This window comes from Halarchaeum rubridurum (assembly GCF_014647115.1).
Taxonomy (GTDB): Archaea; Halobacteriota; Halobacteria; order Halobacteriales; family Halobacteriaceae; genus Halarchaeum; species Halarchaeum rubridurum.
On record NZ_BMOO01000001.1, the window covers coordinates 219,668 to 232,474 of the forward strand.

14 protein-coding genes and 1 tRNA gene are annotated in these 12,807 nt (G+C 67.5%); 1 reads left to right on the forward strand and 14 read right to left on the reverse strand.

Translation table 11 applies throughout. From position 1 onward, the window contains the following. Positions 1-78 precede the first annotated feature (78 nt). Positions 79-1,866, forward strand: coding sequence for a dihydroxy-acid dehydratase (gene ilvD / locus IEX84_RS01150; RefSeq protein ID WP_229732281.1), 1,788 nt, complete (start codon positions 79-81; stop codon positions 1,864-1,866). Positions 1,867-2,377: 511 nt separating this feature from the next. On the opposite strand, the gene IEX84_RS01155 is transcribed toward ilvD, so the two are convergent. The 14 genes from IEX84_RS01155 to IEX84_RS01220 form a co-directional block, all read right to left on the reverse strand. Beyond that, the gene (locus IEX84_RS01155; protein WP_188869145.1) at positions 2,378-3,700 is read right to left on the reverse strand and encodes an ABC transporter substrate-binding protein; all 1,323 of its coding nucleotides are present in this window, start codon (positions 3,698-3,700) and stop codon (positions 2,378-2,380) included. Between the two features lie 395 nt (positions 3,701-4,095). Then, positions 4,096-4,168: transfer RNA gene (locus IEX84_RS01160), tRNA-Pro, on the reverse strand. A 95-nt stretch (positions 4,169-4,263) separates the two neighbouring features. Then, complete coding sequence (locus IEX84_RS01165) at positions 4,264-5,139, reverse strand: RNA-guided pseudouridylation complex pseudouridine synthase subunit Cbf5 (protein ID WP_188869146.1); 876 nt, start codon at positions 5,137-5,139, stop codon at positions 4,264-4,266. Continuing rightward, a complete protein-coding gene (gene cmk, locus IEX84_RS01170; RefSeq protein ID WP_188869147.1) occupies positions 5,140-5,718 on the reverse strand; it encodes a (d)CMP kinase in 579 nt (192 codons plus the stop codon). 72 nt (positions 5,719-5,790) lie between these two features. After that, a complete protein-coding gene (locus IEX84_RS01175; RefSeq protein ID WP_188869148.1) occupies positions 5,791-6,681 on the reverse strand; it encodes a DUF106 domain-containing protein in 891 nt (296 codons plus the stop codon). Between the two features lie 35 nt (positions 6,682-6,716). Beyond that, positions 6,717-7,352 (reverse strand): adenylate kinase, encoded by a 636-nt coding sequence (locus tag IEX84_RS01180; RefSeq protein ID WP_188869149.1) that lies wholly within the window; start codon positions 7,350-7,352, stop codon positions 6,717-6,719. Positions 7,353-7,486: 134 nt separating this feature from the next. Continuing rightward, a complete protein-coding gene (gene secY, locus IEX84_RS01185; RefSeq protein WP_188869150.1) occupies positions 7,487-8,965 on the reverse strand; it encodes a preprotein translocase subunit SecY in 1,479 nt (492 codons plus the stop codon). A 3-nt stretch (positions 8,966-8,968) separates the two neighbouring features. After that, positions 8,969-9,454 (reverse strand): uL15m family ribosomal protein, encoded by a 486-nt coding sequence (locus IEX84_RS01190; protein WP_188869151.1) that lies wholly within the window; start codon positions 9,452-9,454, stop codon positions 8,969-8,971. Between the two features lie 2 nt (positions 9,455-9,456). After that, positions 9,457-9,921, reverse strand: coding sequence for a 50S ribosomal protein L30 (gene rpmD / locus IEX84_RS01195; protein ID WP_188869152.1), 465 nt, complete (start codon positions 9,919-9,921; stop codon positions 9,457-9,459). Continuing rightward, positions 9,921-10,559: a 30S ribosomal protein S5 gene (locus tag IEX84_RS01200; RefSeq protein ID WP_188869153.1), complete on the reverse strand. Its 639-nt coding sequence runs from the start codon at positions 10,557-10,559 to the stop codon at positions 9,921-9,923. Before IEX84_RS01200 ends, rpmD begins: the two co-directional genes overlap by 1 nt. A 3-nt stretch (positions 10,560-10,562) precedes the next feature. After that, on the reverse strand, positions 10,563-11,114 hold the full coding sequence (locus IEX84_RS01205; RefSeq protein ID WP_188869154.1) for a 50S ribosomal protein L18: 552 nt from the start codon (positions 11,112-11,114) through the stop codon (positions 10,563-10,565). Continuing rightward, entirely contained in the window at positions 11,114-11,563 is a 450-nt protein-coding gene (locus IEX84_RS01210) for a 50S ribosomal protein L19e (RefSeq protein WP_188869155.1), read from the reverse strand. Before IEX84_RS01210 ends, IEX84_RS01205 begins: the two co-directional genes overlap by 1 nt. Beyond that, positions 11,556-12,266: a 50S ribosomal protein L32e gene (locus tag IEX84_RS01215; protein WP_188869156.1), complete on the reverse strand. Its 711-nt coding sequence runs from the start codon at positions 12,264-12,266 to the stop codon at positions 11,556-11,558. Before IEX84_RS01215 ends, IEX84_RS01210 begins: the two co-directional genes overlap by 8 nt. A gap of 3 nt (positions 12,267-12,269) precedes the next feature. Further along, entirely contained in the window at positions 12,270-12,806 is a 537-nt protein-coding gene (locus IEX84_RS01220) for a 50S ribosomal protein L6 (RefSeq protein ID WP_188869157.1), read from the reverse strand. Position 12,807: the final 1 nt, after the last annotated feature.

Here is a 12,807-nt window from a genome sequence, read left to right on the forward strand (position 1 = left end):
TAGCTTCCGGTCGCGCGAGCGTCCCGCTGTCGTAGAAATCGCGCTGGGTTTATGGCCGCCGGCGGGCAAGGTTCGACAATGAGCGGCAAACCGGAGTCGAACCCGGACGAGACGGAGCCGTCTGTGCCCGACGGCGCGAGCGACGGGGTGGGCGAGAAACCCGCGAAGGACCCCGAGCTGCGCAGCACCGAAGTCACGGAGGGACCGGACCGCGCGCCCCACCGCGCGATGTTTCGCGCGATGGGGTACGACGACAAGGACCTCGCGTCGCCGATGATCGGCGTCGCCAACCCCGCGGCGGACATCACGCCGTGCAACGTCCACCTCGACGACGTCGCGGACGCCGCGACCGTCGGCATCGACGAGGAGGGCGGGATGCCAATCGAGTTCGGCACCGTCACCGTCAGCGACGCCATCTCCATGGGGACCGAGGGGATGAAGGCCTCCCTCATCAGCCGCGAGGTCATCGCGGACTCCGTCGAGCTCGTCTCCTTCGCCGAGCGCATGGACGCGCTCGTCACCATCGGCGGCTGCGACAAGAACCTCCCCGGGATGATGATGGCCGCCATCCGCACCGACCTCCCGAGCGTCTTCCTCTATGGGGGCTCCATCATGCCCGGCCACCACGAGGGGCGCGAAATCACGGTCCAGAACGTCTTCGAGGGCGTCGGCAGCGTCGCCTCCGGCGACATGACCGAGGAGGAACTCGTCGAGATGGAGCACGAGGCCTGCCCGGGCGCGGGCTCCTGCGGCGGGATGTTCACCGCGAACACGATGGCCTCCATCAGCGAGACGCTCGGGCTCGCACCCCTCGGGTCGGCCTCCCCGCTCGCGGAGAGCGAGGAGCGCCTCGAAGTCGCCCGCGAGGCCGGAAAGGTCGCCCTCGACGCCGTCGAGAACGACCGCCGGCCGAGCGACATCCTCACGAAGGAGTCCTTCGAGAACGCCATCGCCGTGCAGGTCGCGCTCGGTGGCTCCACGAACGGCGTCCTCCACGTCCTCGCGCTCGCCGCCGAGGCCGGCGTCGAGCTCTCCATCGAGGAGTTCGACGAGATCAGCAAGCGCACGCCGAAGATCGCCAACCTCCAGCCCGGTGGCTCGCGCGTCATGAAGGACCTCCACGACGTCGGTGGCGTCCCGGTCGTCATCCGCCGCCTCCTCGAAGGTGGGTATCTCCACGGCGACGCGATGACCGTCACCGGGAACACCATCGCGGAGGAATTGGAGACGCTCGACCTCCCCGCCGACGAGGACATCGACGCGGACTTCCTCGCCACCACCGAGGACCCCTACCACGAGGAGGGCGCCATCAAGATTCTCACCGGAAACCTCGCGCCGGACGGCGGCGTCCTCAAGGTCACCGGCGAGGAGGGCTTCCACCACGAGGGGCCGGCGCGCGTCTTCGACAACGAGGAGGACGCGATGGCGTACGTGCAGGGCGGCGAAATCGAGTCCGGCGACGTCATCGTCATCCGCAACGAGGGCCCCCGCGGCGGCCCCGGGATGCGCGAGATGCTCGGCGTCACCGCCGCCGTCGTCGGCCAGGGCCACGAGGACGACGTCGCGCTCCTCACCGACGGGCGCTTCAGCGGCGCGACCCGCGGCCCGATGATCGGCCACATCGCTCCCGAATCCGTCGTCGGCGGCCCCATCGCCGCCCTCGAGGACGGCGACACGGTGACCGTGGACGTCCGCGAGCGCGACCTCTCCGTCGACCTCACTGAGGAAGAACTCGACGCCCGCCTCGCCGACTACGAACGCCCCGAAATCCAGTACGAGGGGGGCTTCCTCCGCAAGTACGGCGACATGTTCGACTCCGCCGCGAACGGCGCGGTCACGAACCCCGCGGTCAAGCGCGACGACTGACGACGCAGTCCCAGCGCGGCCCTCACCGGTCGAGCAGAGCGAGACCGGGCGGTTTTCTCCCGTGTTTTGCGAGGAGTGGTGCGCTACGCGCACCCGACGACGTAAAAGACGGAACTGGCGCGGTCACGAACCCGGCCGTGAAGCGCGACGACTGACTCGCTACCCCTCCACCGAGCGACGGAGTCGCTCGGGAGTTTTTCCCCCGTGTTTTTGGACCGAGTGGTCGGCGGAGCCGACCCGAGAGAGAAGAAGACGGGCGGTTCGACGAACCCGGCCGTGAAGCGCGACGAGTAGACCACGAATATGCCCCACCGAGCGGCGCAGTCGCTCGGGCGCTTTTCTCCGCCACGAGACCGTCGGCCCTATTGCCACGCTCACATTCGCTCGCGTCGACCGTGTGTTGTGAGGGGCACGAACGCGACGCTCGTGGGTCGTGGGCTTCGAAGTCGGAGACGAAGCGGCGGCGTCCGACGACCCGTGGACGGTGGAACGTCCACCGTGCGCCGTCGCGTTACGTGTCGAAGGCGCCGACGAAGGCCTGTGCGGTCGCCTCCGCGGCCGAGTCGGTGAACTCGGAGTAGTGTTGGCTGACGGCGGTCTTGAGGTTGCTCAGGACCTCGGGGGTCGTCGCCAGGCCGTGCCCGGTGCTCGGCGGTTGGGCGGTGGAGTCCTGGAAGTCGCTGTACTGGTTGGTCTGGAACTCGCTGAACTCGTCCATCGGGACATCGCTACGCGGCGGAATCGAACCCTTGTGGGTGTTGAAGCGGACCTGGGCGTCCGTGGTGCCGACGTAGGTGAGCCACTTCTCGGTGGCCGCCGGCGAGGGGTTGTTCGCCGGGTAGACCCACGAGTCCATGTTGATCGAGTAGAGCCCCTCCGTCCCGGGGAAGGTTATCTGGTCCCAGTCGGTGCCGTATTCGAAGTCGTCGGTGCCGGCGTACATGCCGGCGGCCCAGTCGCCCTGGTGGAAGAAGGCGGCCCCGCCGTCGATGATGAGGTTGTTGGCCTCCTGCCAGCCGACGGTGCCGGCGTCGGAGTTGAAGTACTCGCTGTAGGCGTTGATGGTCTTGAAGGCGTCCGCGATGGGACCGGTTTCGGCCTCGCCCGCCATGAACTCCTGGTAGGTGTCCCAGCCCGACTGACCCAGGTAGACGGCCGCCCAGAGGTCGATGGTCGTCCACGGCGCCTGCGTCGATTGAGCCATGCCGACGGCGTCGGTGTTCTCCTCGACCTGGGCGAGGGCGTCGGTGAGGTCGGCGGGGGTCTCGATGGCGGAGACGTCGACGCCGGCCGCCTCGACGACGGAGGGGTTGTAGAAGAGGTTGTTCATGCGGTGGATGTTCGTCGGCACCGCGACGTACGTGCCGTCCGGACGGGCCGCCTGTTGCGGGCCGGAGACGTACGCCTCCTTCATGTCGTTCTGACTCCAGACGGACTCCTCGATGTCCCCGAGCAGGCCGGCCTCGGTGAACTGGAGGAGGTTCTTCCCCGGCCAGTCAGCCCACGAACTCGATGGGTTGTCGTTGCCGAGCCGGACGTTGATACGCGTGTTCAGGCTCGTGTTCCCGCCGCCACCGATGGCCTTGTCGTTGACCGTGACGTCCGGGTACGCCTCCTCGAACCCCTCCAGCATGCTCTGGAAGGCGGCCTGCCCGTCGCCGCCCGTCCAACCGTGCAGGATTTCCAGCTCGTTCGACCCGCCGCTTCCGCCTTCGCCGTCCCCGCTCCCGCTCCCGCCGTTCGCACAGCCTGCCAGCGCCGCCACGCCCGTCGCGCCCGCCGCCGTCAGGTAGTGCCGCCGCGAAAGCGTCTTGTCGGTGTTGTCCTCTGTCACGTCTACGTCACCGTCACCGACCCATCCGTAAAACTATTATTATACATAATTGTTAAAGCTCGCACGATGTTGCTGACTAATCAGGCAGTAAGTATAAGCCGGCGGGGGGAGAACACCGAGACAGAGCCGACACGGACCAATACGGTGAGACTCCGGGAGTGGCCGTGGGATCGCCCGCTCCGGACCGTGTACTGCGTGTTCGCTGGTGGCGGAGCCGCCCGGATCGGTCCCCCGGACCCGTCATCGGCGTGTTTTGAAGCGGCGTCGAGTGCGAGCGACGGCGCACGTCGCCACTATATTACGACATCGAGAGTATCGAAATTGCGTTGTAGAGCGTGCAAAATGAGAAGCTAATGCTCCTACCGGTACTTGTGTAGAAGCAACGAAAGTGGGAGTGGGACCGTTGAGATTCGAACTCAAGTCCGACGGACCCCATCCGCCGAGGATACCAAGCTACCCCACGGCCCCGCACTCGGGAGGAAGCGGGTGCCAGCATTAAGGCCTTCGTTTCGATGACGACGCGTGTCGGCGAGACCGCCGTCGCGTCCGATGACCCTCCGCCGTCAGACGAGGACGCGTTCGAGCGAGACGACCTCCCCGGAGTCGGCGTCGGGGTCACCGACGAGACGGCCGAGACAGACGACCGCACCGTTGGGCGTGTAGCAGGCGACGAGCGCACCGTCGGTCGCGTCCTCGGCGTCGATGACGCCCGGTGCGAACACGGGCGCGCCGTCGGCGACGCTGTCGGCGGCCGAGGGGGCGATGGTGACGGACGGGAGGTGAGTGAGTGCCGTCTCGGCGGGCGCGAGGACGTCGCGGAGCCACGTCTCGTCGTCACGTTCGCGCCACTCGGCGAGCGCGTCCGCGAGGTCGTGGAGGGTGGCGAGGTCGGCGTCGTCGAACGGCCCGGTCGCGGTCCGGCGGAGGTCGCCCATGTGCGCGCCGGTGCCGAGCGCGAGCCCGAGGTCGTGACAGAGTTTGCGGACGTAGGTCCCGCTCTCACAGCGGATACGGACGAGGACCTGCCGGCGGTCCTCGGAGAGTTCGAGGCGGTCGAGGGCGTACACCTCGCGGACGCGCAGGCGGCGCGCGACGGCGCTCTTGCGCGGGGGTTTCTGGTACAGCGGGCCCTCGAACTCGGCGAGGACCGTGTCGAGGTCCGTCGGCGCGCGGGCGTGGAGTTCGAGGACGGCGACGTACTCCTTCGGCCCTTCGAGGAGCGCGGGCGCGAGGCGTGTCGCCGTCCCGGTCAGGACGGGGAGACAGCCCGTGACCTTCGGGTCGAGCGTTCCGGCGTGGGCGGCCTTCTCCACGTCGACCATGTCGCGAATCCACGCCGAGACCTGGTGGGCGGAGGGGCCCGGCGGTTTGTCGAGGTTCACCACGCCGAACTCGCGGAGGGCGTCGACGTCGCGCTCCTCGGGGGCCACGCGGCGCATTTAGAACTCGTAGCGGACGTCGTCGATTGGCGTCGGCCCCTCGTCCTGCGACGGGACGTACGCGTCGACGGCGTAGAGGACGATGTCCGTCACCTCCTCCGGACCCCAGCGTGCCGTGTTCACGGAGAGGTCGTAGATAGTGAGGTCGTCGAAGTCGACGTCGTAGTACTCCGCGTAGCGCGCGTTCTCCGAGGCCTCGCGCTTCTCCGTCTCCTTGCGCGCCGCGGCGGGCGTCTTCCCCTCACGTTCGGCGATTCGGCGACAGCGCGTGCCGAGCGGGGCGTCGAGCCAAATCTTGATGTCGGCGTACTCGCCGGCCATCCAGCCCGCGAGGCGGGATTCGAGGACGACGTCGTCGCGTTCGCGCGCCGTCTCGCGCAGCTGTTCGTCGAGTTCCTTGTCGATCTGCGGGTCCTCTTCGGCGAGCTCGTTGAACTCCTCAAGGGTCAGCCCGCGCTCGTCGGCGAGCCCGCGGAAGATGTCCCCACCGGAGATGTGCTCGTAGCCGAGGTGGTCCGCGAGCGTGGACGCCACCGTGGACTTCCCGCTGCCCGGCGGCCCGGAGATCGTGACCAGCATACGTCGAAATAGTGGGGGCCGGAAAAGACGTTTTTGGGACGCGACGCCGTGTGCGACGGCGTTACACCCCGATCAGGTCGGCGTCGTCTGGATGCCCAGTCCCTTGCGGACGATCTGGCTGAACCCCATCGAGCAGAGGAAGTACCAGACGATCCACGCCGGCATGAACCCCGCGATGGTGTCCTTGAGGTGGGTGTGGCCGACGAGCGGGAGGATGAGCTCCACGCCCCGGTCTATCTGCCCGAGCTTCCAGTACATCCAGAGGAAGACCGGAATGGTGAGGAGCATGATCCAGACCATCGGGCGGAACTGCATCTTGAACATCCCGAGCTGGTCGCCCATCGCCTCCATCTGCTCCTTCTGGATGCGATCGAGCGCCTCCTCGTCGCCACGCTCGCGCGCCGCCTTCTGGCGCTCCTGGATGTCCTGCATCCGCTCTTGGTAGACGGACATCTTGTCGAAGTCCATCAGGTTCGCCTGGATGATCGACGTCCAGAATCCCGTACAGACGGCGAGCACCATCACGACGACGAAGAACGGCAACAGCCCGTTCAGCGGGCCGAGCACGACGTCGATTGCGGGCCCGACCGTCCGCCGGATCGGGTGGTAGTAGTAGCCGGTCATCATGACGAGCGAGAGGACGCCGGCAGCCTTGTCGTACGTCGTCCACGAGCTCTCCTCGTCGTCCGGGAGCTCGACGTCACTCCCGCCCTCGTAGGCGGGTTCGTCGTCGCCCGTGAGTCCCTCGCGGACGGCGTCGGGGTCGGCGAGGCGGAAGCCGTCGCCGGCCTCCTCCAAGACCCCCTTCTCGATGAGGCGACCCCACTGACCGCTCGTCAGCGACTCGTTGACGTCGCGCCACTCCACGGTCTCGTCCTCGTGTTCGAGGAGGGCCGTGATGGCGTCGCGCATCTCGGGGTCCTCGGCGACGAGGTCCCGCACTTTCTCCGCGGTCCGTGCCATGCTACGTACCTCCGACGGGGGCGTTCATCAACCTTTTACTCCGCGCGTTCGTCGACGGCGGCCTTCACGTCCGCCCAGACGTCGTCGGGCGTCTGCTCGCCGTCGATTTCGACGAACGCGTCGGTACCCCGGTAGTGTTCGATGACGTCCTCGGTGTTCTCCCGATAGGTCTCCAGGCGGTCGCGCACCGTCTCCTCGGTGTCGTCGTCGCGCTGGACGAGGTCCGCGCCACACTCGTCGCAGACGCCCTCCTCCGCGGGCGGGTTGAACTCGACGTGATAGCTCGCACCGCACTCCGGGCAGACACGACGGCCGGTGAGCCGGTCGACGAGCTCCTCCTCGGAGACGTCGAGGTAGAGGACGACGTCGAGGTCGGTCGCGTCCGCGAGGAACTCGACCTGGCTCTCGTTGCGCGGGTAGCCATCGAGGACGAAGCCGTCCGCCTCCTCCAGGGCCGCCGCGACGATCTCGTTGACGAGCGGGTCCGGGACGAGGTCGCCCGCGTCCATGTACTCGGCGGGCGTCCCGTACTCGGTCTCCATGTGTTTGTTCGCGCGCAGCGCGTCGCCCGTCGTGACGTGCTCGATGTCGTAGGCCTCACAGAGGCGCTTCGACTGCGTGCCCTTGCCGGCTCCGGGCGCGCCCAAGATCAGGATGCGCGGGTCACTCATGACACGCCGTTCACCCTCCCGGGATAAATGTCTGCGGAAACGCGCTCGACGGTACCGACGAGCGAAGCGCGACACCGTCGGCTACGCGGGGTGGGGGACGGCGGAGGGAAAACGGCGGGGGGAGCAGCGGGTCGCTATTCGTTGCCGAACATCTGGCGCATCATCGGGTGCATCTCCATGAGCTGCTCCTCTGCGATCTCCTCGTACAGCTTGTACGTGATGGAGATCGTAAGCAGCAGCCCCGTCCCGGAGACGCCACCGATGGTACCCATCATGTTGGCGACGACGGCGAGGAGGCCGACGAGCGCGCCGCCGATCACGGTGACCTGCGGGATGTAGCGCTCCATGACCTTCTCGATGACCCCGACGTTCTGCCGGAAGCCCGGAATCTGCATCCCGGAGTTCTGAATCTGCTTCGCCGTCGCCTCCGGGCCCATGTCCGCCGTCTCGACCCAGAAGATGGCGAAGATGCCACCCCCGATGACCATGAAGGTCAGGTCGATGGCGACCCGGAGGAGCACCTGCCACGGTTCGGCGCCGCCCACCCCGGCGACCCACCACATCCAGTCGGAGGGACTGTGGATGGGCGCGAGGTAGTAGAACAGGCCACCGGCGACCTGCAGGCCGGCCTGTTCCGACACGGTGTAGACGCCGAGCCAGTTGGGCATCCCGGCCTCACCGAGCCATCCGCGGAGTATCCGGCCGAGGAACTGGATGTTCGCCTGCAGGGCGCGCACCAAGATCATCGGCAGGACGCTCGCGTAGATGAGCTTCACGGGGAAGCGACCGCGGGCGCCCTTCACGCGGGCGTGGCTGAGCGGAATCTCGACGCGGACCGACTCCGCGTACACGACGACCGCGTAGATGAGCAGCGTCGTGATGATGGGGAGGAGCCCGACCGTCGAGTTGAACAGCAGCGAGCTCGCGGTGACGTTCTCGATGTTCCCGAGCACGACGTTGATCCAGAAGGGGAGGACACCCATGCTGCCCGTCCCGGCACCGGTCCAGTAGAGCAGACCGATGATGAGCTGCTGGGAGACCCCGGCCACGATGAAGAGGCCGATACCGGACCCGACGCCCCACTTCGAGACGACCTCGTCCATGTAGAGGATGAGGACGCCGCCGACGAATATCTGCGCGAAGATTATCCACTTCACGCCGAAGACGCCGATCCCGAGCGCGGACGCGAGCGCGGTGTCCGCCGGGAGGAAGCCACCGAGGAACACCATCGGGAGGCCCGTCAGGCAGATCATCACGAGCACCAGCAGCTTCTGGAGGCCCTGATAGATCGCCTGGTCGCGCGGGTCGTCGGTGTCCAAGCCGAGCAGGTTCGCCCCACCGAGCAACTGGAGGACGATACTCGCCGTGACGATGGGCCCGATCCCCAACTGGAGGACGGAGCCCTGACCGCCGGCGAGCAGACTGCGGAACTGCCCGAACAGGTCGGTCGCGTTCTGCCCGAGCCCCCAGAGGGCGACGTTCGTCAGGAAGAAGTACACCACCAGGATGAACGCCGTCCACGCCATCTTGCGCTTGAAGGGCACGTGGCCCTCCGGGCGCGAGACGGTCGGCATCCGGGTGAGGTACGGCTCGGCGGCTTCCTTCCAGCCCATCTATTAGTCCTCGCTCTCGTCGGTCTCGTCGTCGCTGGCGAGCTCCTCACCGCGTTCGGTGAGAACGACCTCGCCACCCTCGGCCTCGATGAGGTCGACGGCGGCGTCGCTGAACGCGTCGGCGACGACTTCGAGCTGGTTGTAGACCTGCCCGGACCCGAGGACCTTCACCGCGTCGACCTCGTGGCCGTCCTCGACGACGTCACGGACGTCGACGCGGTAGCCGTCCCCGGTCTCCTCGGCGACGCCCGACTCGACGTGGAGCGCGATGTCCTCGTCGAGCTCGCGGACCGTGATTTCGGCCACGTCGAGCTTCGCCTTCTCGGGGCGCTTGAAGCCGCTCTTCCCGATGGGGTCGTAGTTGTGGAACTCGTGCTTGTCGCGGCCGGCACGGCCACGCCCACCGCGGTGGCCGGCACCGCGTCGGTTTTTGTGCGAGCCGCCACCGTGCGTGCGCGTGCCGCGCTGGCGTCGTTTCTTGCTCGTCATTGTTATCGCATCCTCTCGAGGAGTTCGTCGACTTCCTCAGTCGACTGCTTACCGAGCTGTCCGCCCTCCGACTGGGGCTGCTTGATTCCCTGGTGACCGCCGCGCGGCGGGTGAAGCCGGACGACCGGGGAGAGCCCCGCCTCGCGCAGCGTCGTCTCCTCGTTGTAGAGCGCGCGCGCGAGGTCGTCGACGTCGTCGTAGTCGGTGTTCTCGGCGACCCACTCGTCGTCGACGTCCGCGTCGCCCTCGAGGGGCTCGGCGCGCTTCGCGACGAGCGCCTTCACCGTCTCCAGGGAGGGTTCGCCGTACGCGACGTAGTCGTTGACCTTCGCTATCATCCCGGAGTACGCGTCGGTCTCCGGGACGAGGGTCGCGTGGTTGACGCGGTGGAGGTTGAGCATCGAGAGCGTGTCCTCGACGCTCGAACGCATGTCGACCTCACCGCGGAGTTGGACGACCGCCTGCATTATTCGATCACCTCGCGCTTCTCGCGGGTGCGCTCGGGGACGCGGGCCTCCGCCGTGTTCTGGAGGGCGTTGAACGTCGCCTTCGCGAAGTTCACCGTCGTCCGCGTCTTCCCGGCGGACTTCGTCCAGACGTCCTCGATACCGGCGAGTTCGAGGACGTGCCGGACCGTCTCACCGCCCGCGAGACCGAGGCCGCGCGGGGCGGGAATCAGGTCGACTTCGACGCTCCCGGCCTTGCCGGTCGTCTTGAGCGCGACCGTGTGCGGACGCCCACAGCCACACTCCCACGACCCACAGCCGCGGGAGACGTCGATGATGTTCAGCTTCGCCACCTCGATGGCCTTCTGGATGGCGCCGCCGACCTGGTCGTCGCGACCCTCGGCGTAGCCGACGAAGCCGTCGCGGTTACCGACCGCGACGACGCACCGGAACTTCACCCGGCGGCCGGAGTCCGTCATCCGCTGGACCATGTTGATGTCCAGTACCTCGTCGTCGAGCCCCGGAAGGAGGTTGTCGACGACTTCCGGCTCCTTCAGCGGGAGCCCAGTGTTCAGCGCCGCCGACATCGACTCGATCTCGCCCTCCTGCACGCGGCGGCCGAGTCGGGTCTGGGGCTGCCAGCTGTCGTTGTAGCTCATTGGTTAGTCCTCCTGAATGGATTCGAGCACGTCATCGAAGTGCTCGGGGAGTTCTGTGGCGTCGAACTCGCCGCTGTAGAGCGGCTCGTCGAGCGATTCTGCGTAGTCCGCGATGTGCTCGCCGCGCGTGCGCTGCCAGTCGGCGAAGACGTCCTCGTTGTGCGGGATGTCGAGGCCTGCGTCGATTGCACCCTCCTGGACGGCGAACACCTTCGACCCGTGGGTCGCGGTGTTCAGACCGATGTCGAGGACGGCCTCGTCCAGACCCGCTTCGCGGGCGCGAACGCCCGCGAGGTAGCCGGTCAGGTAGGCCGAGGGGAGGTTCCCCGTCGGCGCTTCCCAGCCGTACTCCTCGAGGTCTGTCGCCTGTGCGCTCGCGAGCGTCTCGTCGCCGTCGGGGCCGGTCGCGATCAGCTGCGCCGTGACGTTGTTGTTGCTCTTTCGAGCGACAAGCCGGGGCTTGCCCGACTTGAGGAGGCGCAACCTCTGATGGTAATCCGTTCGGACCTCGCGCCGGCGGCGCATCGGGACCTTGTATCGTGGGCCGCTAGCCATTATTGCTCACCGTAGTGTTCCGCGATGTAGTTGTGCAGCCGGCTCACGCTGTCGAACTCGCCGCCCTTCGCCATGTTGTAGAGTTCACGGTACTGGGCGGGCGTGAGTTCGCCGCTGTCGCGGAGCTCACGGAGCTCGCGGCGCTGTGCGCGGATGCTGCTCTTCCACTCGTCCTTCTCGTTCTGGCGGGCGCCCGCCTTACCGCGGCGCGTGCCCGGGCCCTTCCGGTGACCGTAGGCGCGCTTCGCGTCGCGTTCGCGCGCACGGCCACGAGAGTTGCCCTGCTTGGTCTCGGCCCGGATGGTGCCCTCGTCGACGAGTTCACGGATGTCCTCGCGCGTGATGGCGTCCGCGATCTCGCCCTGGGCGTCCGGGTCGAACCAGACGCGGTTCTTCCCGACGTCGAGGACGTCGGCGGCCAGTCGTTTCTGTGCGCTCAGATCACTCATTGTCGACCTCCACTTCGACGTAGGTCGGGTTGAGGACGCGGATGCCCGCCTCCTCGGCCTGCTCCTCGATGGTCTCGCGCTTGCGCGCACCGACCTTCGAGGCGATGCGGACGGCCTCCGTGTCCGGGTCGACGCCGTCGAGGTCGTCCGCGTTGTGGACGCGGACCTCCTCGAAGCCGCTCGGGTGCTTGCCGCGCACCGCCTTCGGCGTGCGGAAGCCGGCCTCGACCTTCGGGCCCTTCCCCTTGATGCCGCGGCGCTGCTTCGAGAGCGTTCCGCGGGGCTTGCGCCACGAGGTCGGGGTCCGCTTCTTCTTGTGGTAGTCCTGTCGGTTGAACTGCGGCTTGCCGACGCGCCGGCGCTGTTCGAGGAGGCGCTCCTCCTCGTCGTCGAGCTCCGGCGTCTTGTCGGCGTGACCGCGCGGGCGGAGTTCCGTCTCCGCCTCCGACTCCTCCGCGGCCGCCTCGGCCGCGGGCGATTCCTCCTCGACTTCGGTCTCGGTCTCCTCGGAGACTTCGAGACCGCCGACGTCGGCCTTGATGCGGGCCGCGAGCGCGTTGCCCACGCCGTCGACTTCGGCGAGGTCGTCCTGGCTCGCTGCCTTCACGTCCTCGACCGTCTCGTAGCCGGCGTCGCGCAGCGCTTCGGCCTTGCTCGCGCCGACGCCGCTGATGTCTTCCAGTTCCTGGGGTTCGTCTGCCATCTATCAGGCACCTCCTTTCGTCGGTTTCTCGACGATGTAGACGCCGTCCTGGAACACGCGGGTGTCCTTATCGGTGACACGGGTGAGCTGTTCGATGTCGGCGGCGGTCTGCCCGACGGACTCCTTGTCGGAGCCCGAGAGGGTCAGCTCTTCGCCGTCGACCTGCACGTCCGTGTCGCCGCGGATCTGCGCGCGCCGGGGCGCCTTCTCGCCGAGGAAGTTCTCGATGACCACTTCGTCATCCTCCACGGTGACCTGCATCGGGAAGTGAGAGTAGTGGACCTGCATCCGGTACTCCCAGCCCTCGGTCACGCCGTGGAACATGTTCGTCACGTGGCTCTCGAACGTCCCGACCGTGGCGTTCGTCTTCGCGTCCTCCGATTCCGCCTCGATGACGACCGCGCCGTCGTCGACGGAGACGCGCACGTCCGGGTACCAGAGCCGCCGCGTGACGGAGCCGTTTGGCCCCTCGACGGTCAGCTCCAGGTGGTCGACTTCCGCGTCGACGTCGTCGGGGATCTCGAGTTCTGTTCGCGTCATT

Excerpts from the sequence above, each read along its gene's own strand:
- ilvD (WP_229732281.1), top strand. The coding sequence starts at position 79 with ATGAGCGGCAAACCGGAGTCGAACCCGGACGAGACGGAGCCGTCTGTG.
- IEX84_RS01200 (WP_188869153.1), bottom strand. The coding sequence starts at position 10,559 with ATGAGCTACAACGACAGCTGGCAGCCCCAGACCCGACTCGGCCGCCGC.
- IEX84_RS01210 (WP_188869155.1), bottom strand. The coding sequence starts at position 11,563 with ATGAGTGATCTGAGCGCACAGAAACGACTGGCCGCCGACGTCCTCGAC.
- IEX84_RS01215 (WP_188869156.1), bottom strand. The coding sequence starts at position 12,266 with ATGGCAGACGAACCCCAGGAACTGGAAGACATCAGCGGCGTCGGCGCG.
- IEX84_RS01175 (WP_188869148.1), bottom strand. The coding sequence starts at position 6,681 with ATGGCACGGACCGCGGAGAAAGTGCGGGACCTCGTCGCCGAGGACCCC.
- IEX84_RS01220 (WP_188869157.1), bottom strand. The coding sequence starts at position 12,806 with ATGACGCGAACAGAACTCGAGATCCCCGACGACGTCGACGCGGAAGTC.
- IEX84_RS01190 (WP_188869151.1), bottom strand. The coding sequence starts at position 9,454 with ATGACGAGCAAGAAACGACGCCAGCGCGGCACGCGCACGCACGGTGGC.
- IEX84_RS01165 (WP_188869146.1), bottom strand. The coding sequence starts at position 5,139 with ATGCGCCGCGTGGCCCCCGAGGAGCGCGACGTCGACGCCCTCCGCGAG.
- rpmD (WP_188869152.1), bottom strand. The coding sequence starts at position 9,921 with ATGCAGGCGGTCGTCCAACTCCGCGGTGAGGTCGACATGCGTTCGAGC.
- cmk (WP_188869147.1), bottom strand. The coding sequence starts at position 5,718 with ATGCTGGTCACGATCTCCGGGCCGCCGGGCAGCGGGAAGTCCACGGTG.
- IEX84_RS01180 (WP_188869149.1), bottom strand. The coding sequence starts at position 7,352 with ATGAGTGACCCGCGCATCCTGATCTTGGGCGCGCCCGGAGCCGGCAAG.
- IEX84_RS01205 (WP_188869154.1), bottom strand. The coding sequence starts at position 11,114 with ATGGCTAGCGGCCCACGATACAAGGTCCCGATGCGCCGCCGGCGCGAG.
- secY (WP_188869150.1), bottom strand. The coding sequence starts at position 8,965 with ATGGGCTGGAAGGAAGCCGCCGAGCCGTACCTCACCCGGATGCCGACC.